The sequence below is a fragment of the Marinobacter maroccanus genome (assembly GCF_002933275.1).
GTDB classification, from domain to species: Bacteria; Pseudomonadota; Gammaproteobacteria; order Pseudomonadales; family Oleiphilaceae; genus Marinobacter; species Marinobacter maroccanus.
Window position 1 is genome coordinate 98962 of sequence record NZ_PSSX01000011.1, and the last position, 25750, is coordinate 124711.

Consider the following 25750-nt stretch of genomic DNA (forward strand, 5'->3'; position numbering starts at 1 on the left):
CCGGTAGCATGCCCCGCCATTGATCTCGATTGCAGAATTCGGATAAAGCCTGGCAGGTTGCTTGTCGTCACGACAATTACGGAGGGTAATGAACCCGGGGCTGACTGATATAATCGCGACAGCTTCACAGGGATGGGAGTTCGTAAATTTACACACCGGAACTCAAATTACTGACTCTCATGCCCAAATCCCCCGCGACGATTACACCCTACTCAGACATTGATCCCTATCGCCTGGCCATGGTTGCGGCGGTTACGCCCAATTTCCTGGTGATGCTGGACGATGCCGGCCGCATTGAATGGGTGAACCCCAGCTTCGAAGAACATACCGGTTACCGGCTCGAAGACGTGCGCGGGCGCTTGCCAAAAGAAGTGCTGTACGGGCCGGACACAGACCCCGAAACCATCAAACGCATTCATCAGAAGCTGCACAAGGCCGAGGTCATTGAAGAAGACATCCTTCATTACACCAAAGCCGGTGAGCCTTACTGGGTGCATACCTACTGCGTGCCAATCGGCGCCGACCAGGGTGTTGCACCCGGTTTTATCGCCATTCAGAACAACATCTCTGACAGGAAGAATAGCGAACGGGGCCTGCGCATCGCTGCGAGCGTGTTTGATCGCAGCCACGAAGCCATTCTGATTACCGACCGGTCCAACCGGATCCTGGATGTTAATCCCTCATTTTCCCGGATTACCGGTTACAGCCGCCAGGAAGTGCTCGGCCTGAACCCGGCCATCCTCAGCTCTGGCCGTCACTCCGGGGAATACTATCGCTCCATGTGGCGAACGATCGAGAAAACCGACCACTGGCGGGGCGAAATCTGGAACCGCCGGAAAAACGGTGAAGAGTACGTGGAACTGCTTTCCATCAGCCGCGTGCACCTGGAGGAACCCGGACAGTTCTACCATGTGGCGGCGTTCTCCGATATCACTGCCCTGAAAAACCACGCCAGAGAACTGGACCGGGCTGCCAACTACGACGACCTGACCGGCCTGCCCAACCGCCAGTTGCTGGAAGAACGACTGCGGACCGCCCGAGCTCACGCTGACCGGCAACATCGCAGCGTGTCCGTGTGCTATCTGGACCTGGATGGTTTCAAGGCGATCAATGACAAATGGGGCCACTCGGCCGGTGACCAGACCCTGAAAACCCTGGCGGAACGGCTCACCCGGGCACTGCGCAGCGGGGATACTGTGGCACGGATCGGTGGCGACGAATTCGTTCTCCTGCTGCAGGGGGACGACAACCACGAAGCGGTCTACCAGCGGATTCTGGCCACCATTGGGGATCCGCTGGCCGTAGCGGACCAGAGCGTCACCCTCACCGCAAGTCTGGGCATTACCCGTTACCCGGAAGACGGATCAGACGCCGAAGGGCTGATTCGCCATGCCGACCAGGCCATGTATTCTGCGAAAGAAAAAGGCCGTAACCAGTACCACTTTTTTGACCCCGGGCTGGACGAGCATCGCCGGAACCGGCGCAACCAGTTGATGGAAATCTCCCGGGCTCTGGAAAACGACGAGTTCGAACTGTTTTTCCAGCCCCAGATCCGGACGAACGATTGCGCACTCCTTGGCTTTGAGGCTCTGATCCGTTGGAATCATCCGGACAAAGGCCTGGTTTCGCCCGCCGAGTTCCTTCCCATCGTCGAGAACAGTCACCTGGAGGTACCACTGGGCCAGTGGGTACTGAAAGAAGCGATTTACCAGATGAACGCCTGGAAGGAAGCGGGAGAGGATCTGGCAGTCAGCATCAACATCAGCGCACCGCACCTGATGGACCGCAGCTTTGCCGATTACCTGGAAAGCTACCTGCACAGCCATCCGGACGTTGCGCCAGGACAAATTACCCTGGAGGTTCTGGAATCAACGGCCCTGGAGGATACCCAGCGAGCGAGCAATGTTCTGGCGCGGTGTCAGGGCCTTGGTCTGCAGGTGGCGCTGGACGATTTTGGTACCGGTTTTTCATCGCTGACCTACCTGCGTACTCTGCCGGTGGACATCATCAAGATCGATCAGAGTTTTGTTCGCAACATGCTTGAGGATGCCAGCGATCACGCCATCGTGGAGAGCGTGATCTTCCTCGCCCAGCGGTTTGCCCACCCGGTTCTGGCCGAAGGCGTGGAAACCATGGAGCATGCCCGGGCACTTCGGCAGATGGGCTGCAACTTCGTGCAGGGTTACGGCATCGCCCGCCCGATGCCAGCAGGTGAAGTACTGGATTGGGCACGGCACTGGCAGGCAAAGGCACAGTCCGGAAAGACCGGTGACCTTCTCAAGCCTGCCGTTGCCCCCGGTTAGGGCATCTAAGCCGGATCGGCGCTATCGGTAGCGTCTCTGGTCCAGCGTGGTCAGCCGGTCTGGATGGAACACCATCAGGCCGGTTACAAAGGTGCCGTTCACAAACCCCTCCGGAATCATGAACAAGGGCAGGTAGCGGATGTATTCATGCACCAGTTGGTCGAACGTGTAGACACCGCTGGTCCATAGCATCAGGCACATGACCACACCGGCCGCAGCCACAGAAATACCCGCCCCGAAGAACCCGCAGAAGAAGATATAGGCGAAGAAGTTCCGGAAATCCCGTCGGCGCTCCCAGAGCATGATGCCGTGGCTGACTATGGCAGGCACCATCACCGTGATCAGCCCGTTGGCGGCAAACATGATTAGAGGCTCGCGGCCGGTGATGACCGTGATCACCAGTGCCATCAGGCCAGCCAGCACCGCCAGCGCCCATCCCAACATCAGCGTTATCACGGTGATGCCGAAAATGTGGATGGCCAGGCCGGGAGAAATACCCGCCCGTAACTGCCAGACAAAACCAAGCACCACGGCAGCACCGAAAAACGAGTGCTGGAGTGCGTTATCCTTGCGAAACGCCTGCCAGTCAATCGAGTGCAGCGCCCGCACAAGAATCACCAGAAAGAGCAGAAGCGTGATGATCCACTGGCTGGTGGATAGCAGGTTTTCAGTCATGCCCATAGTGAACGTACCGCAGCAACGGGGTCGGGAATGACATCTTAATGGCTCGCCCCACCCCCGGTGCAAGCGAGCCCAGATAGATCAGGCGACCTGTTTTTCGAGTTTGCCAAGGTCGGTCAGGCGCTGCCAGGCCTCATAAGTACTCAGGAAAACCTCGCCACCCAGGTGGGAAAGCAGTTCTGTCCCTTGCAGCTTGTCCATCACCGGCCCTTTCACTTCCGCCAGATGCAACCTGACTCCTGCATCTTTCATACGTTCGTTGATCGCCTCCAGACTCTCCAGGGCAGAGGCGTCCACCAGGTTCACCGCCGGGCACACCAGCACCAGGTCTTTCAGTTCCGGTTCCCGGATCATCAGGTCCATCACTGTTTCCTCGAGGAACCGGGCATTGGCAAAGTACAGGCTCTCGTCCACCCGCAGGAAGGTCACCTTCGGGCACAGTTCAACATCGTGGCGAAGCACGTTGCGGAAATGCTCGGTACCGGGCACCCGGCCAACCACCGCGCTGTGGGGGCGGCTGGTTCGATACAGGAACAGCCCGATGGACAGCGCAACCCCGGCGATAATGCCGGCCTCGACGCTGTGCACCAGGGTCAGCACAATGGTGGCAAGCATGGCGCCAAAGTCAGTGCGGGAATAGCGCCAGGTGCGCCCGAGGGCCGGAAAATCAATCAGGGTAGCCACCGCCACGATGATGGTCGCTGCGAGAGTTGCCTGGGGCAGATACGCAATGGCCGGTGTCAGGAACAACGTTGCCATGGCGATACCGACCGCGGCATAGGCGCCTGCCGCCGGGGTTTCGGCCCCGGCATCAAAGTTGACCACAGAACGGGAGAAGCCACCGGTGACCGGCATACCTCCGGAAAAACCGGCGCCCAGGTTGGCGGTACCCAGCCCAATCAGCTCCTGGTCCGGATCAATGCGCTGGCGCCGTTTTGCTGCCAGAGTCTGGCCCACGGACACCGACTCCACAAAGCCCACAACGCTGATCAGCAACGCGCTGACCGCCAGTTGCTGCCACAAGCCCATGTCCAGGCTGGGCATCGTGAACTCCGGGAGCCCCCGGGGTACATCCCCTACCAGACGCACACCCTGGCCATCAAGCTGGAAGAGCCAGGCCACCAGAGTGGTCACCAGAACCGCCAGAATCGGCGCTGTTTTGGTCAGAATGTCCGCCATTCTCGGGGCCAGCCCCATCGCCATAAGAAGTGGTTTCAGGCGCTTGCGGGCCAGCACCAGAAATAACAACGCTCCGGCGCCAACAGACAGGGTGGCCAGGTTGGTATCACCAATCGACTGGAACAATGACTGACCGATTTCCAACAGGTTATGGCCAGAGGCCTGGATTCCGAAAATATGCTTCAGCTGACTGGCGGCGATCACAATGCCGGAGGCCGTGATAAAGCCGGAAATCACCGGATGGCTGAGAAAGTTGGCCAGAAATCCGAGTTTGAGCACTCCCATCAGGGTCAGCATCAACCCGGACATAACCGCCAGCAGAACGGCACCGGCCACGTATTCCGGGGTACCGGCCTCCGCCAGCGGTGCCAGGGCCGCCGCGGTCATCAGCGAGGCCACGGCCACAGGCCCAACGGACAAGGTCCGGCTGGTGCCGAAGACGGCGTAGATCACCAGCGGCAGGATACTGGCGTACAAACCCACCTGGGCGGGCAACCCGGCCAGCAGGGCGTAGGCCAGTGACTGGGGAATGAGCATGACGGTAACGATGATCGCGGCCACCAGGTCACTGGTGGCCTGATCCCGGCCGTATTTCGGCGCCCACTGGAGGATTGGCAGATAGCGTTTAAGATTCATCGGGAATCTCAGAACAGATTAACCGGCACTTTCAGGTACACCTGACCATTGTCTTCGGCCGGCGGCATATGGCCTGCGCGCATGTTCACCTGTACCGAAGGCAGAATCAGCCGGGGCATATCCAGGGTGGCATCCCGTTCGGTCCGCATTTTCACAAACTCTTCTTCGGAAACGCCTTCATGGACATGAATGTTTGCTTCCCGCTGCTCCGCCACCGTGGTCATATGCTGGTACTCATCACGGCCGGGCGCCTTATAGTCGTGACACAGGAAAATACGGGTTTCGGCCGGCAGACTCAGAACCTTCTGGATAGACTGGTAAAGGGTGCGGGCATCACCGCCCGGGAAATCACAGCGGGCCGTGCCGAAGTCCGGCATAAACAGAGTGTCACCGACAAAGGCTGCATCACCGATCACATAGGTGAGACAGGCAGGCGTATGGCCAGGCGTATGCAGAACACGCCCCTCAAGGCCGCCAATGGCGAAGGTGTCGCCTTCCCGGAACAGCTGATCGAATTGACTGCCATCACGCTGGAACTCGGTGCCGGCATTAAACGCCTTGCCAAATATTTCCTGAACGTCGCGAATGTGCGCACCGATACCGGTTTTGCCGCCGAGCTTCTCATGCAGATAGGGCGCCGCAGACAGGTGATCCGCGTGTACGTGGGTTTCCAGAATCCACTCGACCTTCAGGTCGTTGCTGCGGATGTACTCAATAATCTCATCAGCCGAGCGCACATCGGTGCGTCCTGCGGCGTAGTCAAAATCCAGGACCGAATCGAGAATGGCGCAGGCCTGGCTGTCCGGGTCACGCACCACATAACTGAATGTATTGGTGGGTTCATCAAAAAAATGCTGAACGATCGGGTTGCTCATGACGTCACCTCTGGATGATCCAAATATCACTTTTAATCTAAGGATATACTATTTGGTAATATGAGGTGAAATGATCTTTTTTTATATGCGCAATGTTCCTGATACATCAACAAGACAGTCCCGCCCTGCCTGCTTGGCCAGATAAAGTCGGTAATCCGCCCCTGCGATCAGGGCATCCGGCGTTGCAGGGCGGTCAACAAACTCTTCTATTCCGGCCACACCCGCACTGACCGTCACGGGTATCTCCTCGTCATCAAAAATAAAGCTCTCCTCATGCACGGCTTCGAGAATTCGCTGCACAAGCTGCCGCACATCGCCGTGCTCCACAGCGCTGAAGACAACAATGAATTCTTCCCCTCCGAAGCGGGCCACCACATCCATGGAACGGGTCTGGCTCACCAGAATGTCGGCAAACCGTTGCAGGATATAGTCACCGCCGAGGTGTCCGATGGAGTCGTTGATCTTTTTGAAGTGATCAATGTCGAAGATCGCCAGGGCGAAACGCTCTCCCCGACGGTTGCTCCGACCCAGCATTTCATCCAGCCTTGGCATCAGGTAACGGCGATTGTGCAGGCCGGTCAGGGGATCACGAATCGACTGGTTCAGCAGCTCTTCTTCCAGACGATTGCGCTCCAGGGCACCCGACAACAGACCGGAGACGATAATCAACAGATCGGCCTGATCCAGACGCCAGGTTCTTCGGCGAAGGGAGTCGACGCCAAAAAAGCCCGTCACCCGTCCGCGTACCCGAATAGGCACGCAGAACATGGAGGACACTCCCTGTTCCTGAAGCAGCGCCCGCTCGGGTGCAGCTTCCCGGGGCAGCCGGTCGACATCTTCAATAAACACCACCCGGCTGCCACTGACCATCCCCTCAATCTGTTCCTGCCACCAGTGAAAATTCTCGATCGACACCTGCTGCTGGGTGTCGATCAGGGCGGGCACACCATCCCTGCACCACTCATGGGTATTGGTCATCACGGAATAGTCTTCGGTAAAACAGTACAGGTAGGCCCGGTCTACCTTGAAAAACAGTCCAATGGATCGCAGCAGTTCATCAATGCACTGATCAATGGTGCCAAAACCAAGGTTGATGAATTCGGTGGACAGGCGGGCAATCAGCCGCTGGAAACCGGCCTGGAAGGAAAACTCCGCCTCACTCTCGCGCAGGCTCTGCTCCAGGTCCTTGTAGTGTTGAATGTTATGGAATTGGCCGAACCAGAGAGTGCTGCCATCGGGCTGGCGCTCGGGCTCCGCGTTAACCTCAAACCACTCGTAACCGCCATGCTTCAACATCAGCCGGGCCCGATAGCTCCAGGTCTTCAAAGTATCCGCCGAGGCGCGAATACTTTCCATGACGGCATCAACATCCTCAGGATGGATCATTGCAAAAATCGGATCCGCGTTATCGCTCAGATCCGAGGGTTCAATGCCAAAAAGCGACTGCACATGTTCGCTAATGAAGGGACAGCGGTGGGAATCTCGTTCCGAACTCACCCAATAAACGAAGAGGACTCCAGGAACCCCTGAGGTCAGTTTCTGGAAAAAACGGGCAGACAAACCGGTTTGCTGCCCGTTACCGGACCTTGACGCCTTGGACACCATGTCCTCCCAACGGACGAATCACCCCTGCTCATAAGAGAGTGTAGCCCACGCTGACAGGAAGCAAGCATCCTTCCGCAAGCGATGGTTCAGAGTGCGTCCAGCCGACTTCTGGCTTCTTCCCGCCGACCGGCATCGGCGACGTCCCGTCCGGCCCTGCCGGGCGCTTCCAGAACTTTTTGCAGATAGCTTCGGGCCCGTTCCGGCTCGCCCTGGTCCAGCAGAAAATCACCAAAGAAGAAATTGGCATCCATGCCATCGGGATTGATGGCTAACGCTTTCTGCAGATACTGTCGGGCCTTGTCGTCGTCCCCGAAGCCCAAAGGCCAGCCGGGCACCTGATAATAGAGGCTACCCAGCGATGTGTAGGCCGAGCCATCCAGTGCACCGGGATCAATAGCCAATGCCGCCTCCAGTGATTTACGGGCATCCTTGACCAGCCCCAATGCCCCAAGGCCGCCCTTGGCGCCGGCGTAAGTGCTGAGCACAATACCTTGCCAGATCAATGGCTCTGCCCGGTCCGGATAGTGGGCGACGAACTGTTCTGCCTCGCTGGCCAGTCTTTCAAAGGCTTTCTCCTTCTCGTCCTCCGGTACCTGATACTGGATCTCCGCCCAGCGATGCTGGATATCGGCCAGTTCGGTCTCAAGAGCCGCCGCCCAGAGTGGCTGGGCCGCCAGACACAGGATCACCAATAGCAATCGTTTCATGACAACACTCCCGAATTCAAAAACCGCCGGATGACCGGCAATTGCTTCAGCATGGCCTTATCGACAAGTCTGGGCAGGATGCCGTTGATCACCACAAACAGCTTTTCCGGCCAGCCCAGGAAGCGCCGGCGATCGTCATTTTCCATGGCGGCAAGAATCTGCGAAGCCACGGCTTCAGGCGCGTCCATGGTATTGCCGAGGGCCCGGTTAAGTTCGTTTACTGCCTCTGGATTCATGTCCGTGGCGGTAGCCCGGGGCGCCACATAGATGACCTGGACCGGGGTATCGGCCAGTTCCCGTCGAAGCGCTTCGGTGAAGCCACGCAGCCCGAACTTGCTGGCGCAATAGGCGGTGTAACCGGGGAAACCGATGCTGCCAAAGGTGGACCCCACGAATACCAGGGCACCCTGGCCGGCTTTTTCAAACCTGGGTGTAAAGTGCCTGGCCACGATCATCGCTGACCGGAGATTGACGGCGATCTGGGCGTCCAGTTCGCTGACTGCCATATTCTCCAGGCTGGCAAAGCGATTCTGGCCGGCGCAGTGGATCACCCCATCGATGCCTGGATAGGCGTCACTGAGACGAACCAGCTGTTGGTCGAGGTCGGACGCCGCCAGATCCAGGTGAACGAGCGAGACACCTTCACGGTGCTCAAGCTTTTCCGGATGCCGGGAGGCGACAATCACCCGGGCGCCGGCTCTCACCAGGGGTTCAACCAGCGCCTTGCCAATACCGCCGGTGCCACCCAGCAGAAGAAACGCCCGATCATGCAGCCTCATGGCGCTGCCCCTTGCGGTTCGTTGGCCCAGAAACGGAAACAGGAACGACAGGAATGCTGTGCAGCATATCGCCATAGAGCCGATAGACCATGCGCGCGGCTTCGATGATCGCCTGCTGGTCATCGGGATCGGTGATCTCGTTCATCAGGTTGCGGAAAAATTCGAAATGCTCCTGATCCAGGGCACCATGGGAGTACAGATAGCTGAAGGCCTCATCCGGCAGTCCGAGCTGTTTCTGGATCGCCTCACCGAGCGGCGTGGCCAGCTCAATCGACGTGCCTTCAAGCACCTGAACCATACCGAAGAACGCCGCCGGGTTACCGCGGTTAATGCGGTCATAAAGGTAAGCGACCATCAGTTCGATGGAGGTATCGGGGGTGCCATGACGGATGGCATCCTTATCTTCCCCACAGGCCGCGAGGTCGTTGAGGATCCATTCATGGTGGCCGTATTCCTCGTCAATGTATTCCACCAGCGCCTTGCGCACGAATTCCAGACGCTCAGGCAGGCGGCCACCGCAGGCCATCATCAACGGTACGGTGTGCTTCACGTGATGATAGGCCTGGGTCAGAAACCAGGTGTAGCCGGTCAGGTCGAAACGGCCTTCGCGGATAGCCTCAATCACGGGTGCGCCCGTCACGTGGGCTCGGGCTTGCGCAGTCTCGGACTGCAGTCGATCGAAAAATGCCATGAAAGATCCTCCTGGCGTGTTTGAGAAATCGGATTTTGAGTCGGAAAGATTCATGAAAACCGGAAATGCGCCTGCAAGCAGCGTCGGCAGGTCGGCCTGAATCTGCTGGCGTACAGGCCGTCCGTTTGCAGTTACATGACCTTCAGCCTGGCTCAGAGGCTGCCGGCGGATATAAACCCCGGACAGCCGGGCATAGTCCGGCAAGGTGTCATTCAGCGAGTCCAGTTGTGTGCGCAGCGCTTCGGGCGAGCGGCCGTCCTGGACTACCAGCAGGGCCGAGGGGCGGGGATCGCCATCGCCAAACACCACCGCCTGACGCGCACCGAGCGCCTGAATCAGCTCACTCTCCAGCCACTCCGGGCTGATATTGCGACCAAAGCTGGTAATCAGCAGGTTCTTGGCACGACCGCTCACCGACAGGAAACCCTCTGGCTCCCTGGCACCCAGATCACCGGTATCCAGCCACTCATCGCCAGCAGGTTCATCGCCCAGATAGCCCAGGTGGGTGTTGCCACCCACCAGAATGTGGCCACGTTCATCCACCCGGACCCGAATATGGGAAAGCGGTTTGCCCACCGACCCCTCGCGTTCGCTGTTGGGTACGTTCAGTGCGACCACCGAACTGCACTCCGAAAGGCCATAACCCTCGTACAGTGGCAGGCCGGCAACACGGCCCCGGGCCAGCAAATCAGATGAAACCCGTCCGCCACCAACCGCCAGGAACCGAAAGGAATCGCTATTCAAATGATGTTGTTCGGCCGCAGCTACCAGGGCCATGGCCAGTTCCGGCACCAGAATCAGGGATTGGGGCCGGTGCTCGTTGATGCCCTGCACCAGCTGCCCGATATCCAGTCCACTACTGCCGGTCATCCCAAGGTCATGCAGGGGCGCGACGACCACCGTGCTGCCCATCAGCAACGGAAGATAAACCCCGGCGATATTCTCAAGTAGTGTGGCCAGCGGCAGGATACAAAGGTGCCGTTCAAGCTCGATACCTGCCAGCCGCTCCTTCAATGCCAGCGTAGTGGCTGTCATCTGCGCCACCGACAGGCAAACGCCCTTGGGGGTGCCGGTACTGCCAGAGGTGAAGGTGATTTTCGCGGTCTGCTCCGGCATCCAGGCTCCGGCAACAGACACCGGCAGATGCTTCAACCAGACGCCATGGCCAATGTGCTCACCGCCGTCGGTTGCGGCCGCAGACAACAGACAATCCAGGCCTGCCCGCTCAGTCAGGTGTTCCGTCTGGGACCGCGAGAAAAACACCGGCACAGGCACACACACCACACCGGCCAGCAAACAGGCCAGATCCGCGAGAATCCAGGCAACGGTATTGTCTCCGCACAAACCGACCCGGCGGACACCCAGTCGGGTCAGCTGGTCAGCCAGGGCGCTTGCCGCCTGCATCATCTGGCCATAACTGAAAGCCGACTCCGGCCCCTGGAGAGCCGTACGGGAAGGATGGCTGCTCGCGCGGTGCGCCAGGAGTTCAGGCAATGTGGCCATAGGAACCTCCTGCCATCGTTTCTCCCTGAGGGGCCTCCGCCTCAACGGACTGAACCAGCCTGAGCAGACCCGCGCTTCGGAGGGCAGCCATGCCGTCGGCGACACGAATGGCCATCACCACCGGATGATGATCGTAGTAGCGCCCCCAGCCGGCACCGCCATCGGGCAACCGGGAAGGGTCAGCCGTGGCCAGAACCTCGGTGGCAATACCCAGGCGATGAAAACTGTTGCGCAGCTGATCCGTGCCGGTGCAGACGACCCAGTCGTAGCCGGCCCCATCCAGCCACACCGACAGCGAGGCAAACAGAAAGCGGCTGACGCCGGCCTCGACGCCGGCCAGATGGGCAATCTCAGCAATTCGGTGACGTTCGACACCCGCAACCGGCATCACCGATTCCACCGGTACCGACAGGTAGTCCTCCAGAAACAGTCTTTCCAGCGCGGCGTTGCGGACGCCTACCGCTGCCAGAAGGCTGCCCTGAGCCGTGGTCAGGGCCAGGAGCGCCGGTATGCGCAGAGAAGGCTCGGCGCCATAGGCGTGCAGGAAGCGGCGGCGAATAAAACCCGCAACCGTCTCGGCCATTGCCGTGTCAGGACGGATCTCATTAAACCAGCGACCGGCACAACGGATGACCGGAACCACCTCCCCGGAATCCGGGGGACAACATGTGGACATCATCAGCGGGTCTGTCATATGGGCTCTCCAGTTTCGCTCCCCGTGGGCGCTTTGATCACGACTGCCAGATTAAGAGCAAAGCCTTAAACCAGGCTTAAGGAGGGCGAGGAGAAACCTTAAGGCGGGCTTAAGGTTTTTCAGAGGGCGCGGTTAAGGCTTGCTTAAGAATGGCCCGGTAAGGTGCCGACCATCATTCGGATTCTTTCGATAACGCCCGGGTTCTGAAGTGAGGCTGTATGAGATTCCCGTTATTTCGGTCAACCCGCTGGGGCAGATTGCCACGTTTCCTGCTGGCCGGTGGCGTTGCCACCCTTTTCCATTGGCTGACCATGCTGGTCTTGATCGGTTGGGGACTGAACGCCGTTTTCGCAACCGCCACAGGCGCTGCGGTTGGATTGCTGGCAAATTATTTTGGCCAACATCGCTACGCTTTTTGTTCCGATCTGCCCCACAGAGTTGCCTTGCCGCGATATCTCACCGGGGCTGCATTGGGCTGGGTTCTCAATCTCGCGGGTTTTTCGCTACTCCTGATTGCGGGCCTCAGCGTCGCTCCCTCACAAATAATCACGACCGCCCTGATTGCCTTTGCCAATTATCTCTTTGCACAGAGGTTTGTTTTCCATGAAGAACAGACAATCAACGTTCAGTAACCCGGTGCTGAGCATCATTATTCCGGTTCATAACGAAGCCGATGTTATTCCGACACTGTTGAAACGGCTGGATTTCGTGTGCCGCCAACTGCCGGGCCAGGTTGAGCTGCTGTTCGTGGACGATGGCAGCCGGGACAACTCTGTTGCCCAGCTGCTTCGGGCCAGGGACCGTTACTCCGGAATCAGGGTGGTTCAGCTCTCCCGGAACTTTGGTAAGGAAGCTGCCGTTACCGCGGGCCTCGAGAGCGCACGTGGCGATGCCGTGGTGCTGATGGACGCCGATCTCCAGGATCCGCCGGAGTTGATCCCGAGGATGGTTCAGGCATGGCAAAAGGGTGCAGACGTCGTGCTGATGAAACGACGGTCCAGGGCTGGTGAAAGCTGGCTGAAACGTACCACTGCGAGCATTTTCTATCGCCTGATCAACCACATAAGTGACGCATCGATACCGGTCGATACCGGAGACTTCCGACTGATGAGCCGGCGCACCGTGGATGCCCTCAACCGGTTACCCGAGCGCAACCGCTACCTGAAAGGCATGTTCGCGTGGGTTGGTATGCCAACTGTGACTCTCGAATTTGATCGTGACCCACGCCTGGCAGGCAAAACCAAGTGGAACTACCTGAAACTCCTGCACCTAGCGATGGAAGGGATCACCTCTTTTTCCACCCGCCCCCTGCGGATTGCCCTGATTCTCGGCCTGCTTGCGGCCGGCGCTGGGGGCTTTTTCGGCACCTGGGAAGTTATCCGGGCACTGGTTTTCGGCATATCCACCCCGGGTTACGCCTCCATGATTGCCGTGATCACGTTCCTCTCCGGGGTTCAGCTGCTGTGTGTTGGCCTGTTGGGGGAGTATGTCGGCCGCATCTACATGGAGACCAAACAGCGCCCGGTCTTTATTGTTGCCGAAGACAGCGACGATATTGCCCAGCCGCTTCTAACCCAATTGCGAGTAGCCGGAAATGACCAGAAACATTAACACTCTGCTGTGGCTATTGTTTGCAGTGCTGGCGGCCCGGCTTGGACTGGCGGCGATACTGCCTCTGGCAGACACCACGGAACCACGCTATGCAGAGATTGCCCGGATTATGGCGGAGACCGGCGACTGGATAACCCCCTGGTTCGACTACGGAGTACCGTTCTGGGGCAAGCCTCCACTGTCTTTCTGGGCGCAGGCACTGTCGTTCAAATTGCTGGGTGTGTCTGAGTTCGCGGGCAGACTGCCCTCCTGGCTGGCAAATGCAGTCATCGTTTATCTGGTCTTCACTCTGCGTCGTTACCTGCACCCTGAACGCAACAGCGAAGCGGCCACGTCGGCCGGTCTCTGGGCGGCCCTGATCTATGCCACAACGGCCCTGGGCTTTCTGACGGCGGGAACGGTGATGACCGATTCGTTTCTTGCCCTGGGTTCGACGCTGGTGCTGACCAGTCTTGTGATTCGTCTTCAGGGCGGCCCGATGGTGTGGGGCTGGCTCTTCTTTATCGGCCTTGCCATCGGCCTGCTCGCCAAGGGCCCGCTGATTCTGGTTCTGACCGGGCTGCCGGTTTTTCTCTGGGTTGCGACGACCCGACGCTGGCTGGCTCTATGGCGGCAACTGCCCTGGCTCCGCGGTTTACTTTTGATGATGGTCATTGCAGCCCCCTGGTATGTCCTCGCCGAGCTGAAGACACCTGGATTTCTCGATTACTTCATTGTCGGAGAGCACATCAAACGATTCCTGGTCAGTAGCTGGCAAGGCGATCTGTATGGCAACGCACACGAGTTTACCCGGGGCACCATCTGGCTATACCTGGTGGCCGCCAGTTTCCCCTGGGGCCTGATCGCGATTGTTGCTTTTGGCGTAAGCCGCTGGCGCCACCAACCTGCACAACAGCAGTGGCAGTCGGTTGAGCAAGGCGTGGGCGGACTCGTTCTGGCGTCCGCGCTGAGCCCGGCAATCTTTTTTACCTTATCTGGCAACATCCTCTGGACCTACGTGCTTCCGGGTTTGCCGTTTCTTGCCGTGCTGGCATCGAGCCTCTGGCCGAGGGAGCTTACCCGCCCGATGCCGGCCTCGAGCCTGGCCGCCGTGTTGACGATCCCCATGATGGGGATGGCCGCCGCAGCCTGGCTTACCTTGCACCCGGAGCAACTGAAAACCGAGCGGGATCTGGTCACGCAAGTCGATCAACTCCCCAGCATGAGCGCAGACAATCTGTTTTACCTGGGCAAGCCCCCCTTCTCGGCACGTTTCTACAGTCGTGGCGAGGCCCATGGCATTGTGCAGGACGCTTTTATCGATCGACTTGAGTCGGACAACCTGCAGGAACCCATGGTACTAGCCGTACAGAAAGGCAACACAGCCATGCTCAGGCGCCTCGGGGACATCACCAGGCCAATCATGGAAAACCGGCGCTACCGCCTTTTCCTGCTGGAGCCAGCATCTGGAAATACGGCGAACAGCTTCCAGGGCAAAAGCAAAAACGGCGGTATCGATTACAATGCATCCAAAGATCACCCGCTAAGCTGAAAACCAACCGGATTCCTGCTGTATGCGAATATTGCTGATTGAGGACGATCATCTGCTGGCCAACACCATGCTGGGTATGTTGCGCGACGAGCAGAACACCGTTGACTGGCTGGATGACGGCCAGCAGGCGCTCAATGCACTCCTGAACGACAGCTTCGATCTGGCTATCCTGGATCTGACGTTGCCCCGGGTGGACGGGCTGGATATCGTAAAAAAAGTTCGCAGCCAGGGTATTGAGACGCCGGTAATCATCCTCACCGCTCGCGGAGATCTGGACGAAAAACTTCAGGGACTCAACGCGGGTGCTGACGACTACCTGACCAAGCCCTTCGCCATGGCGGAACTCAAAGCCCGAATCCGGGCCGTTACGCGACGCGGAGCAGGTGTCCGGACAGGCGGTTTACAGGTGGGCAGGCTGATTCTGGATCCGGACTCCGGCCAGCTCAAGCTGGGGACCGAAACGACGGCCCTGCCGCGCAGCGAATTCCAGATTCTGCACTACCTGATGCGCCATCCGGACCAGGTGGCGACCCGTCGCAGGCTGGAAGAGCAACTGTATGGCTGGGAGCAGGGCGCGGAAAGCAATGCTCTTGAGGTACATGTACATCATCTGCGCCGGCGCGTTGGCAAACAGACCATCCGCACCGTCCGTGGCGTTGGCTACATGCTGGACAGCAAGGCCGCGGCGGAGGTTTCTCCGGAATGAGCCTGACCCGCAAACTGATCCTTCTGATCACCAGCACCGTCTTCTTCATCACACTGATCGCCGCCGGCTGGGGCTTTTACGTCAGCGACCATCAACTGGAGGAGCTTTTCGATGCGGAGCTTGCTCAGAGCACCCGCATTGTCCAGGGCCTGGTTGAGCATCTGTCTTCCACACAATCCATTGAGCAGATCTCCCACACTCTGGAAAAAACACTCCAACTGCCGGATAGCGCCTATCAGGGAGACGAGGAAGAGAACGAAATTCTGCCGGACGGCGCTGGCCACAAATACGAGCGAAAACTTGCCTTTGAGGTCTGGTCACCAGACCTTGAGCCGATTCTCGATACCCTCCGAGCCAACGATTCGCAGGGCCTTGAGCGCGGCTTCGGCTGGCAGGAAGTGGCAGGGTATCAATGGCGAACCTTCACTCTTGAAGATCCGGCAACCGGCTTCTGGATACGCACGGCCCAGCGTGAAGATGTCCGGGACGAACTCAGCCAGGAAATCGCTCTCGGCAACGTACTGCCTTTCCTGATCGTGCTTCCGGTGCTTGCTCTGGCGGTGCTGGTTTCGATCCAGGTGGGCTTCCAGCCACTGAGAAAGCTTGAGAAGCCAGTACGTAACATGGCCCCGGAAAACATCCACCCCCTGGACGACCGACAGGCACCGAAGGAAGTTGCGGGATTGGTGCAGGCGGTGAATGGCCTGCTCAGACGCCTCAACCAGGCCCTGGAGCGGGAACGGCGGTTCTCCGCCGACGCCGCCCATGAGTTGCGAACGCCGCTGACGGCTCTGCGACTGAACCTGGAAAAAGTCTACGAAAACGACCCTGAGCAATACGGCGACCTGATCCAGTCTGTCGACCGAATGGTGCACCTGGTCGAGCAGATGCTGCTGCTCAACCGGGTCGACTCCGGTGCTGATTTCACCCCGGAATACCACAACCTGTCCGCGATTGTGGAGCAGAGCATCGCCGATGTGGCACCGCTGGCCCTGAAAAAGGACATCGACCCTGTGCTCCAGGATGATGCCGGCCAGGCTCTGGTATGCTGTCACAGCGCGCTGATCAACACCCTCATGCGTTCCCTGCTGGCGAACGCCATCCAGTACAGCCCCGAACACACAAGCATCGAGACGCACCTGAAGCCCTCCGGCGAGGGATACCACATCACCGTATGCGACCAGGGCCCGGGCATACCCGCCGAGGCCCGCGAGCGAGCTTTGAGCCGCTTTGTCCGCCTGGACCAGCGACTCGGTGGCGGGGCGGGTCTCGGGCTTGCCATCGCCCGGCGCATCGCGGAACTTCATGGTGGCCAGCTCACCCTGAGCGACCGGCCGGATGGCAACCCGGGGCTGTGCGTCAGCATCTGGCTGCCGGCCCGTGCGACGTTCCGTCGCAAGCAGGCTTAAGGTTGCTTTAAGGTTTGAGGAGGATACTTCGACCCAGTAGAACAGGGCCATAAAACGGCCCGATTGATATTCCGTTTTCGAGGATGTCGTTACATGGGTCAGGAAAGAACTCTGTCGCTGGTTATCCCGGCCAAGGATGAAGAAGCCAACATTGCCACCCTGCTGACCGAGGCTTACGGGGTAATGCGGGACTACCACGGTTTTGAGGTGGTGCTGGTGGATGATGGCAGCACCGACAAAACGCTGGATACCGCGGTGCGGACAGCCCGGGCCCTCGGTGGCCGGTTGTTAACCATCCGCCACGAGCGCAGCATCGGCCAGAGCGGTGCCCTGGCATCGGGTATCCGCCAGGCCCGGAGCAGGTTGATCGTGACCATGGATGGCGATGGCCAGAACGACCCGGCCGACATTCCCGCCATGCTGCAAAAAGCCAACACCATGCGGAATCCGGATTTCTGCATTGCCGGCTATCGCAAGAATCGCAAGGACACCGCCTGGAAACGCTTCCAGTCCCGCCTGGCCAATCGCGTGCGGGATGCCCTGCTTCATGATGGCGTGCCCGATACCGGCTGTGGCCTGAAGCTGTTTCCCCGGGAAACCTTTCTGAAGCTGCCCTGGTTCGACCACGGGCACCGTTTCATCCCGGCCCTGGTTCGGGGTGTCGGTGGCGACATCGCCATCGTGGAAGTGAACCACCGGCCACGCATTGCTGGCATATCAAAGTACAACGCCTGGAACCGGACCTGGGCTGGCATCCTGGATCTACTCGGTGTGCTCTGGTTGCTGCACCGTACCCGGGTTCCTGTCATCAGCAGTGCGGCGCAGGCTGATCCCCAGGCGGCGCCAGCGGAGCGCTCCTGACATGATCACCGGTTCCCGCTGGCTGGCCTTCGCCGCGCTGGTTCTGGTCGGCTATTTAACCATCCATAACGGCTGGCTCGACTTCATTGCCGACCAGAACGAAGTGGCGAGCTATCTTCACAGCCATGGTGTCGGCGGATTAGTGGTGATTACCCTGGCCGGTGCATTGTTTACCGGCCTCGGCGCTCCACGCCAGTTAGTCGCCTTCGTGCTGGGTTTCGCCCTCGGCGGGCTCAACGGGACGCTGCTGTCGACTCTGGCCGCCGCCATTGGCGCCACTGGCTGCTTCCTGACCGCCCGCTGGCTGCTGCGGACCCCGTTGAGCCGGCGATTCAGCCACCGGATGCAGCAGTTCGATCGACTGTTCCGGGAGCAGACGCTGTTGAAAGTCCTCATGGTCCGTTTGCTACCGGTGGGCAGTAACCTGGTGACCAACCTGGTGGCAGGCTGCTCCGGGATCCGCTTCTACCCGTTCCTGGTTGGCAGTACCCTGGGCTATCTGCCCCAGATGTTGGTGTTTGCCCTGGCCGGTGCCGGTATTGGCAATGCCAATGCCTATCAACTTGCCGTGAGCATCGGCTTTTTTATTCTCGCCTCGCTGATTGGCGCCTTTCTCTATCACAGCCAGAAGGCCAGAACCCTGGCCGATTCCGTTTCCGACTCTCTCTGAGACCGACCCATGCCTGCATCACCTTTCGTTCGTCACCTGCCGGAAACCGTGTTCAACCTGTCCCGCAATCAACTCCTGCTGGTATTGCTGGCCTTTGCCGCGGTCGTGATTTTTACCGGTATCGGACTACGCTCCCCCTGGCCTGCCGACGAACCGCGATTCGCGGAAGTGGCCCGGGAAATGGTGGCCTCCGGCCAGTGGCTGATCCCCATGCGCGGCGGCGAGTTCTACCCGGACAAACCACCGGTGTTCATGTGGAGTATCGCCCTGTTCTACTGGCTGACCGGCAACCTGAAAATTGCATTCCTGCTGCCCAATGCGCTTTGCAGCCTGCTGACACTGGGCCTGGTCTTTGATCTGGGCGCCCGCCTGTGGAACCAACGCACCGGCGCCATTGCGGTCATGTTGCTGATGCTTGCGCCACAGTTCGTAATCCAGGCCCAGAAAGCCCAGATCGATGCCATGGTCGCCTGCTGGATTGCCGTTGCCTGCTACGGCCTGATCCGGCACTTTTTCACCGGGCCCGCCTGGGGCTGGTACTTTGTCGGCTGGGCGTTTATGGGGCTCGGAATCATCACCAAAGGGGTCGGCTTCCTGCCGGCGCTGATGCTCATTCCCATTGTGGTCATGAAGCTTCGCGATCGCGCTCTGTTCAGTGGCACACTCACCTGGCGCTGCGCACTGGGTCCGCTGGCCATGCTGGCCGTGGTTGCCGCCTGGCTGATCCCCATGGTGCTGTACGTCAACCATCTCGGCACCGAAGAGGCCCTGGCCTACCGGAACAACATCCTGTTCAAGCAGACCGGCGAGCGCTATGCCGACTCATGGGGCCATATCCAGCCCTGGTACTACTACCTCACCAGTGTGATCCCCTCGCTCTGGTTTCCTCTGCCATTGTTGCTGCTGGCCTTGATCCGGCCCCTGTCCGAAACCGCCCGTTACCGCCCGATGATTCCGGTGCTTCTGGGCTGGATTGCCCTGGTCATCGTGTTCTTCAGCCTCAGCCCCGGCAAGCGCGGTGTTTACCTGTTGCCGGCGTTGCCCATGCTGGCGCTGATTCTCGCCCCGCTACTCAGCAGCCAGAAACCGGCGGGCTGGTTTGCGCCGATACTGACAAGCTTGCAGTTCCTGGTCGGTATCGCGCTGATAACGGTTGGCATCCTGGCCTGGAACGACCACCCCAAACTGGTTGAAAAAGTGGCCGACTACAGCACCGATCCAGCCAAACTGCATGCGGCGGGGACGTTTGTCCTCGTCGTAGGGCTGGTCTGGCTAGTCAGCCTGCTTGGACTCTGGCGCTCACGGGCGCTGGGGCGGTGGTTTGCTGCAATGATGCTCACCTGGCTGTTGCTGGGCACCTGGGGCTATCAAATTCTTGAGCCGCTTCGAACCCCTCGCAACGTTCTGGCCGCCGCAGAACAGCAGATCCCGCCCGGCGGACAGCTCGGCATGATCGACTTCCGGGAACAATTCATTCTGTTCTCCAGGCGGGACTTCACCCATTTCAGCTACTTCAGCAGTCTGGAACAGGAAAACCGCAACGCGTGGCTGTGGATGAGAGACACGGAGGCCAGCTACCTGATTGTTGCAGACAGACATGAGTTATCCTGTTTCAACACCGAAAAGGGCGTTCCTCTCGGAACAGCCCACCGGGACAACTACCTTTTACTGACCGATGAACAAATGAACCCCAGCTGTGCGTCGCCGGATAAGGTTAAGCGGTTTACCACGCCCAAGCCTGGCAGTTGGCAAGACTGAGCTGGCAATGCATTAAGGCCGATCAATGGCGTTAACAGAAGAATGAACGATGAAAGAACATGAAATTAGAGTGCGCAGGGAAGAAAACCGCGTTGATTCTGTAAAAATCGTGCGATCTCCCTCTAATGCGCACGAATGGGTCATACTCTTTAAGGATATTGAAGGGAAAACCTTTTTCCTGGTCTCTGACGACGATCATGTCTGCAGCTACGCAAACCTGGATGCGACCGTCGAGGCACTGGACGCCCTGGGATTTGCACGGGCGGAAGTGCTGTTCTGAAAGGACTTACCCGGTTTTGGGCAGGGTCACCGAAACCTGCAGACCCTGTCCTCCCGGGCCAGCACCCAGCCGGACTTCGCCACCCATACCCCGAATCAGAGTGCGTGCAATGGCCAGGCCCAGTCCTGCGCCACCGGTTTCACGGTTGCGTGAGTGTTCCAGCCGGTAAAATGGCTCGAAAACCCGCTCCCGTTCCGCTTCGGGAATACCCGGCCCCTGGTCAACAATCGTGACAACCGCCTCTGACTCTCTGGTTTCCAGCATCACCTCCGCCTGCTCGCCATAATTCACCGCGTTCTCAATGAGATTACGCAGGGCTCGTTTGACGGCTTCAGGCTGGCCCTGGAGCACGCACCTCGGGCTGTCCTGGCAGTGAACCGCCAGACCCATTTCCTGGAGATCACCGCAAAGGCTGTCCAGCAGGGTGGCCAGGTCATACCGTCGGTGCTTTTCGGTGGTGGTGCCCCGGATGAAATCGAGGGTGGCTTCGGCCAGATGCTGCATTTCCATGAGGGAAGCGAGAAGACGATCCCTGTCCTCGCCTTCCGGCAGCATTTCCACCCGCAGCCGCATGGAGGTGATGGGAGTCCTGAGGTCATGGGCCAGGGCCGCCAGCAGTCGTGCCCGGTCTTCCTGGGCCCGGCCAACCTGATCCTGCATCTGGTTGAAGGCGCGGGTAACCTCACGGACATCCTCGGGCCCCTTTTCAGGAATCCGGACTTTCTCACCCCGCCCAAAAGCGTGGGCTGCCCGGCTCAACTCGTTCATTGGCCGCAGGATTCGACGGACCGCCAGCAACAGGGTCAGTGTGAGCAGCACAGCGGTAATCCCCACACTGGTGAGCGTGGCCTTTAACCATAACCAGGAGGGCGCCGGTGGCCGGGCACGGGCGTTGAACCATTGGCCGGAGGACAAGGCCAGGGAAACCGCCAGGACCGGGGGACATTCGTGCCGGTCATCCCGATGGTCGTCCCCGTCACGATGCTCCTCATACTCGTGATGCTCATCATCTTCATCGTCATGCCGCTCACGGTCCCGATGTTCATCGCGATCCGGCAGGCAGTCGTCTTCATCAGCCTCCATGGCTGTTCGAACCTGCGCCATCGGCAGATCCAGTTCCTCGGCCAGCCGGCGCGTCATGCCGGAGGCGCGATCCTCGGTCAGATAGGGCGCCGAATCGATAGAAAGCCGCAGGGTCGGGCTGGAGAGTGCCCGCAGGATACGTTCCTGCCGTTCCGGGTCTGTGGTATCGGCCAGGGTGTAGCCATCGGCCACCCGCTGGAGGACGTGTTCCAGACTGGCGCTGCGCAACGCACCCTGACGCTCGCCAGCCAGAATAACGATGGTGATAATCTGGGCCACCAAAAGCACCAGAATCAACAACAGCGCCAGCTGCCCACCGGCGCGCCGGGGCCACAGTCTCATTGTTCAGCCCCTTCGACTGCAGCAATCCACTGGTAGCCACCGCCCCAGATCGTCTTGATCAGCCTGGGACTGCGGGCATCGGGATCAATCTTGCGGCGCAGGCGGCTGACATGGTTATCAATGCTGCGGTCGAAGGCATCCGCCTCTCTGCCGAGGGTCAGGTCCATCAGCTGATCACGGGACAACACCCGGCCGGCGTGCTCCAGGAAGGCGAGCAAAAGTTTGTATTCCGCAGTACTCAGTGAGACTTCGACGCCTTCGGGATCAACCAGTTGATGACGGTCCACATCCAGCGTCCAGCCTTCAAACGTCAGAGACTGCCCAGCCATGGGGCTTCGTTGCGGTGGCAGCGCTGTGGTCCGGCGCAGAACTGCCTTGATCCGAGCCAGCAGTTCCCGGGGGTTGAAGGGTTTGGTGAGGTAATCGTCGGCGCCCATTTCCAGGCCGACAATACGATCGGTTTCCTCGCTCATGGCGGTCAGCAGAATCACCGGCAACCCGGTGTGCTCACGAAGATGCCGGCAGAGGGTGAGGCCATCATCGCCGGGCATCATGATGTCCAGCACAACCAGGTCAACGGAGTGCTGCCGCAACTGTCGCTTCATGGCGTCGCCACCATCCGCCAGCAGCACCCGCAGGCCATGCTCCTGAAGATAGCGACCGACCAGATCGCGGATGTCTCGGTGGTCATCGACCACCAGGATTGTGGGAGAGTCGCTCACTCGTTACTCCGTTGGATTACCGTCTGCCCTGATTATAGGGGAGTCGACTTCCCGCTTGGGCGCGATCTTGTCAAAAACCGTCGCAATTCCCGGCCTTGCGACAAGTTGCGACAAAGTCGGTGGGTCACCGAGACAATTCTGCGACGTTTCCTTGGTGCAATAACTCCCGACCAACGATGACATTCCGTCATGGGTTTCACCAACCAAGGAGTTCGACCATGAAGAAAACCACCACCATTGCTGCGCTCTCCGTCGCCGCACTGCTCGGCGCCACGCCCCTGCTTGTATCAGCAGATAACGACTACTGGGATGACGACCGCTACGAGGATCGCTATGAGAATCGCCGTAACGGCAAACCCATGGGCGCCGACCTCAAACAGTACAGCACCGAAGAAATGCGCATCATGGCATATGGCCACGCCCTCAGACGCTTCGGCCCGGGCGTGAAGGTATCTGTTGACGAGACTCCCGATGGCACCTACCGGGTACAGCTTCGGGATGCCGAGCAGAACCTGATCCGGGAGCAGGAGTTCAACCATTATGGAGATCCGGTTCGCGGCGGACGCCGGGACTGACTACCAGCAGCCAGCGCGGGGCCTGCTCAGGTGCCCCGCCACCATTTGATCAAGGAGAATCACGATGACATTGATGGACTCTGACAACCGTTATGGTGCCGTTTCCCGGGCTGTGCACTGGATAATGGCAGTTCTGCTACTGGTTATGCTCGCCAGCGAAGTCTGGTTTGAAGCTCTGGAGCACACCCTCTCGGATGCCTCTCTCATGGCCTGGCACCAAAGCCTGGGCCTGACCATCTTCGGGCTGGTGATCTTTCGTGGCCTCTGGCGATGGCTGAACCGCTCGCGTCTGTCACCACCCGCACACTGGGCCACCATGGCGAAACTGGGGCACATTGCGCTTTACGCCCTGATGATTCTGATGCCGCTTTCAGGTCTGGCCACGTCTCTTGGCGAAGGCGATCCCGTTACCTTTTTCGGCTGGACAGTCTTTGGCTACGGCCCGGAAGTGGAATGGCTGGAAGAAAGCGGCGAAGACGTCCACGAAATACTGGCCAACGTGTTGTGGGTCATGATCGGATTACATGTAGCGGCTGCCCTGGCGCATCAATATGTGCTGGGAGACCGGATCATGAAGCGCATGGCCTGACAGCCCGGAATAAACGAAAACCCTCAGCCTCAAGCCACCGGCAGCGATTCGTCGCTGCCCCAGTCCGCCCAGGAACCGTCGTACAGCGAGAGCTGGTCATACCCGGCCAGCTCGGCAGCCAGCAGAATGATGCAGGCGGTGATGCCGGAACCGCAGGAAAACACCAGTTGCTGCCCGTTTCCGGGCTGAAGGTTCGGAGCAAGCTGTTTGAACATTGCCTCCAACTCACTGGCCGGCCTGAACCGGTAACCGTCGAGTACCTCGGTAAACGGCAGGTTGAGGGAGTTAGGGATATGGCCACCACGCACCCCCGGGCGGGGTTCCGGCGCCTGAGCCAGGAAGCGCGCCCGGGATCGCGCATCAATCACTGCGACTTGCTCGTCGTCCAGATGCTGAAGAACGAAGGCGGAATCCCGAACCCGTTCACGGTCCAGACGGCCCGCCATGCTGCCGGCGGAAGCCGCACCCTGAACCGGAGCCGAAACCGTTTCACGCCCCTCCGCTAACCACTGCGGCAGGCCCCCATCCAGCACGAATACCTGTTCCAGGCCCATCGACCGCAGAATCCACCAGGCCCGGGGAGCGGAATAGATTCCCTGGTTGTCATAAAGCACCACAAGGCTTTCAGGCGTTATGCCCAGCCTGCGAACTTCCTGCGTGAACTGTTCCTCGGTGGGAAACGCATGGAGCTGGGACGATTCGGTATTGCAGAGCGTTCTCTCCAGATCGATCTGGTAACTCCCCGGTATCCACACCGGCTGATCATAAACGATCGGCTCCTTGCCAATAACTGTGGCCATACTGGCGTCGATCAGAACCAACCGTTCGTTATCGAGGTTTTCCTGCAGCCATTCAGTGGTTACGAGTGGGGACGCCATGGTGTGCTCCTGTCCATACCAGAAATAAACGGCCGACTGCACAGCCCGCCGAATCGCCAGATCTACCCGACTGTCCTCAGGAGGTAGCGGCGATCACCGAGATTTCCACCAGCAACTCCGGCGACGCCATCTGAGCCTGCACGCAGGCCCTGGCCGGCGCCGTACCTTCGGGCACCCAGTTGTCCCACACCTCGTTCAAGGCCTGGAAATCGGCCATATCCGCCAGGTAGATCGTTGCCGACAGGATTCTGTCGCGGCTGGAACCGGCGGTCTCGAGCAGCTCGTCCACTTTCTCCAGCATCCCGGTTACCTGGGTATGAATATCGGCGTTACGGTCCTTGGCAACCTGACCGCAAAGGTAAGCGGTGCCGTTGTGTTTCACGATCTTGCTCATTCGGCTGTTGGTGGAAATACGTTCAACGGTCATGGTAATGGCCTTGTTGGGGATTGGAGTGACTGTGTAACCAGAGACTGGTTAAGCTGCTTCGAAGTCCAGCCGATGAATACCCTCCAGATTGACTGTGCCGCGAGCCACCCATAGGTCATACATATCTTGCATCGCCAACCAGCTCTCAGGAGTACGCCCGAGAACCTTGGACAGCCGCAGAGACATTTCAGGGCTAATGCCACTATCCCCTTTGAGCAACCGGGACAAAGTGGAGGGTGAAACGCCCAGACTGGAAGCAAGCTGACGAGAGCTGATACCGAAAGGCTCCAGGTACACCTCACGAATGAATTCACCGGGATGCGGCGGATTATGCATAGTCATTAGTGATAATCCTCATAATCAAGAATGTAGGCGTTGCCGTCCTGGAATTCGAACGTCATGCGCCAATTTCCGTTAACCCTGATCAACCACCGGCCTTTGTCTTTGCCCTTCAATGGATGAAGCCGAAAACCAGGGATATCCATGTCTTCCACTGAAGTCGCCGTATCCAGAGCAGCCAGCTGCATACGCAGCTCAGATTGCTGACAAACCCTCGCCATTACGGCGGGGGTTTGTTGTAATTGGGGCATCGACTTTTCAGAGGCTGCCCCATGCTCAAAGAGCCGTCCCCGCAACAACACGAACTCGAGATGGT

26 protein-coding genes are annotated in these 25750 nt (G+C 59.2%); 12 read left to right on the top strand and 14 right to left on the bottom strand.

Annotated elements, in window-relative coordinates; translation table 11 throughout:
• Positions 1–179 precede the first annotated feature (179 nt).
• A complete protein-coding gene (locus tag KEHDKFFH_RS13120) occupies positions 180–2303 on the top strand; it encodes a GGDEF and EAL domain-containing protein (protein ID WP_104322339.1) in 2124 nt (707 codons plus the stop codon).
• Positions 2304–2324: 21 nt separating this feature from the next.
• Here the strand turns inward: KEHDKFFH_RS13120 and KEHDKFFH_RS13125 are convergent, their stop codons facing one another.
• The 8 genes from KEHDKFFH_RS13125 to KEHDKFFH_RS13160 all read right to left on the bottom strand — a co-directional run bounded on the left by KEHDKFFH_RS13125 (position 2325) and on the right by KEHDKFFH_RS13160 (position 11653).
• Positions 2325–2984, bottom strand: coding sequence for an energy-coupling factor ABC transporter permease (locus KEHDKFFH_RS13125; RefSeq protein WP_104322340.1), 660 nt, complete (start codon positions 2982–2984; stop codon positions 2325–2327).
• 81 nt (positions 2985–3065) lie between these two features.
• Positions 3066–4799 carry a SulP family inorganic anion transporter gene (locus tag KEHDKFFH_RS13130; RefSeq protein ID WP_104322341.1) on the bottom strand — a complete coding sequence of 578 codons (1734 nt, stop codon included), beginning with the start codon at positions 4797–4799 and terminating at the stop codon, positions 3066–3068.
• An 8-nt stretch (positions 4800–4807) separates the two neighbouring features.
• Positions 4808–5674 carry an MBL fold metallo-hydrolase gene (locus KEHDKFFH_RS13135; protein ID WP_104322342.1) on the bottom strand — a complete coding sequence of 289 codons (867 nt, stop codon included), beginning with the start codon at positions 5672–5674 and terminating at the stop codon, positions 4808–4810.
• A gap of 81 nt (positions 5675–5755) precedes the next feature.
• Positions 5756–7279: a sensor domain-containing diguanylate cyclase gene (locus KEHDKFFH_RS13140; RefSeq protein ID WP_104322343.1), complete on the bottom strand. Its 1524-nt coding sequence runs from the start codon at positions 7277–7279 to the stop codon at positions 5756–5758.
• Between the two features lie 86 nt (positions 7280–7365).
• Positions 7366–7986 carry a tetratricopeptide repeat protein gene (locus tag KEHDKFFH_RS13145; RefSeq protein ID WP_104322344.1) on the bottom strand — a complete coding sequence of 207 codons (621 nt, stop codon included), beginning with the start codon at positions 7984–7986 and terminating at the stop codon, positions 7366–7368.
• Positions 7983–8765 carry an SDR family oxidoreductase gene (locus KEHDKFFH_RS13150; RefSeq protein WP_104322345.1) on the bottom strand — a complete coding sequence of 261 codons (783 nt, stop codon included), beginning with the start codon at positions 8763–8765 and terminating at the stop codon, positions 7983–7985. Before KEHDKFFH_RS13150 ends, KEHDKFFH_RS13145 begins: the two co-directional genes overlap by 4 nt.
• Positions 8752–10959 (bottom strand): AMP-binding protein, encoded by a 2208-nt coding sequence (locus tag KEHDKFFH_RS13155; protein WP_104322346.1) that lies wholly within the window; start codon positions 10957–10959, stop codon positions 8752–8754. The genes KEHDKFFH_RS13150 and KEHDKFFH_RS13155 overlap by 14 nt, the downstream gene beginning before the upstream one ends.
• Positions 10943–11653 carry a thermostable hemolysin gene (locus KEHDKFFH_RS13160; RefSeq protein ID WP_192875786.1) on the bottom strand — a complete coding sequence of 237 codons (711 nt, stop codon included), beginning with the start codon at positions 11651–11653 and terminating at the stop codon, positions 10943–10945. The genes KEHDKFFH_RS13155 and KEHDKFFH_RS13160 overlap by 17 nt, the downstream gene beginning before the upstream one ends.
• Positions 11654–11871: 218 nt before the next feature.
• Here KEHDKFFH_RS13160 and KEHDKFFH_RS13165 point away from each other — a divergent pair, with 218 nt between their 5' ends.
• From KEHDKFFH_RS13165 to KEHDKFFH_RS13205, 9 genes are all read left to right on the top strand, one after another.
• Positions 11872–12285, top strand: a complete 414-nt coding sequence (locus KEHDKFFH_RS13165; RefSeq protein WP_104322347.1) for a GtrA family protein — start codon at positions 11872–11874, stop codon at positions 12283–12285.
• Positions 12257–13264 carry a glycosyltransferase family 2 protein gene (locus KEHDKFFH_RS13170; RefSeq protein ID WP_104322348.1) on the top strand — a complete coding sequence of 336 codons (1008 nt, stop codon included), beginning with the start codon at positions 12257–12259 and terminating at the stop codon, positions 13262–13264. The genes KEHDKFFH_RS13165 and KEHDKFFH_RS13170 overlap by 29 nt, the downstream gene beginning before the upstream one ends.
• Complete coding sequence (locus KEHDKFFH_RS13175) at positions 13248–14795, top strand: ArnT family glycosyltransferase (RefSeq protein WP_104322349.1); 1548 nt, start codon at positions 13248–13250, stop codon at positions 14793–14795. Before KEHDKFFH_RS13170 ends, KEHDKFFH_RS13175 begins: the two co-directional genes overlap by 17 nt.
• Before the next feature lie 22 nt (positions 14796–14817).
• Complete coding sequence (locus KEHDKFFH_RS13180) at positions 14818–15501, top strand: response regulator transcription factor (protein WP_104322350.1); 684 nt, start codon at positions 14818–14820, stop codon at positions 15499–15501.
• Entirely contained in the window at positions 15498–16910 is a 1413-nt protein-coding gene (locus KEHDKFFH_RS13185) for an ATP-binding protein (RefSeq protein ID WP_104322351.1), read from the top strand. Before KEHDKFFH_RS13180 ends, KEHDKFFH_RS13185 begins: the two co-directional genes overlap by 4 nt.
• A gap of 93 nt (positions 16911–17003) precedes the next feature.
• A complete protein-coding gene (locus KEHDKFFH_RS13190) occupies positions 17004–17771 on the top strand; it encodes a glycosyltransferase family 2 protein (RefSeq protein WP_104322352.1) in 768 nt (255 codons plus the stop codon).
• A gap of 1 nt (position 17772) precedes the next feature.
• On the top strand, positions 17773–18441 hold the full coding sequence (locus KEHDKFFH_RS13195) for a TVP38/TMEM64 family protein (RefSeq protein ID WP_104322353.1): 669 nt from the start codon (positions 17773–17775) through the stop codon (positions 18439–18441).
• A 9-nt stretch (positions 18442–18450) separates the two neighbouring features.
• Positions 18451–20199 (top strand): ArnT family glycosyltransferase, encoded by a 1749-nt coding sequence (locus KEHDKFFH_RS13200; protein ID WP_104322354.1) that lies wholly within the window; start codon positions 18451–18453, stop codon positions 20197–20199.
• A gap of 49 nt (positions 20200–20248) precedes the next feature.
• Entirely contained in the window at positions 20249–20479 is a 231-nt protein-coding gene (locus KEHDKFFH_RS13205) for a hypothetical protein (protein ID WP_104322355.1), read from the top strand.
• Positions 20480–20485: 6 nt separating this feature from the next.
• On the opposite strand, the gene KEHDKFFH_RS13210 is transcribed toward KEHDKFFH_RS13205, so the two are convergent.
• Positions 20486–21904, bottom strand: coding sequence for a sensor histidine kinase (locus KEHDKFFH_RS13210; protein WP_104322356.1), 1419 nt, complete (start codon positions 21902–21904; stop codon positions 20486–20488).
• Positions 21901–22626: a response regulator gene (locus KEHDKFFH_RS13215; RefSeq protein ID WP_104322357.1), complete on the bottom strand. Its 726-nt coding sequence runs from the start codon at positions 22624–22626 to the stop codon at positions 21901–21903. Before KEHDKFFH_RS13215 ends, KEHDKFFH_RS13210 begins: the two co-directional genes overlap by 4 nt.
• Before the next feature lie 218 nt (positions 22627–22844).
• On the opposite strand from KEHDKFFH_RS13215, the gene KEHDKFFH_RS13220 reads away from it, so the two are divergent.
• Both KEHDKFFH_RS13220 and KEHDKFFH_RS13225 read left to right on the top strand, forming a co-directional pair.
• Positions 22845–23201 carry a hypothetical protein gene (locus tag KEHDKFFH_RS13220; protein WP_104322358.1) on the top strand — a complete coding sequence of 119 codons (357 nt, stop codon included), beginning with the start codon at positions 22845–22847 and terminating at the stop codon, positions 23199–23201.
• A 64-nt stretch (positions 23202–23265) separates the two neighbouring features.
• Positions 23266–23790 carry a cytochrome b gene (locus tag KEHDKFFH_RS13225; protein ID WP_104322359.1) on the top strand — a complete coding sequence of 175 codons (525 nt, stop codon included), beginning with the start codon at positions 23266–23268 and terminating at the stop codon, positions 23788–23790.
• A gap of 29 nt (positions 23791–23819) precedes the next feature.
• Here KEHDKFFH_RS13225 and KEHDKFFH_RS13230 read toward each other — a convergent pair whose 3' ends face one another.
• The 4 genes from KEHDKFFH_RS13230 to KEHDKFFH_RS20385 all read right to left on the bottom strand — a co-directional run.
• Positions 23820–24668, bottom strand: coding sequence for a sulfurtransferase (locus KEHDKFFH_RS13230; protein WP_104322360.1), 849 nt, complete (start codon positions 24666–24668; stop codon positions 23820–23822).
• A gap of 76 nt (positions 24669–24744) precedes the next feature.
• The gene (locus KEHDKFFH_RS13235) at positions 24745–25095 is read right to left on the bottom strand and encodes a RidA family protein (protein ID WP_104322361.1); all 351 of its coding nucleotides are present in this window, start codon (positions 25093–25095) and stop codon (positions 24745–24747) included.
• A 48-nt stretch (positions 25096–25143) separates the two neighbouring features.
• Positions 25144–25437: a HigA family addiction module antitoxin gene (locus KEHDKFFH_RS13240; RefSeq protein ID WP_012137899.1), complete on the bottom strand. Its 294-nt coding sequence runs from the start codon at positions 25435–25437 to the stop codon at positions 25144–25146.
• Positions 25437–25750: type II toxin-antitoxin system RelE/ParE family toxin (locus tag KEHDKFFH_RS20385; RefSeq protein ID WP_241956502.1), on the bottom strand; the 314-nt coding region annotated here is incomplete at its 5' end. The genes KEHDKFFH_RS20385 and KEHDKFFH_RS13240, both read right to left, overlap by 1 nt.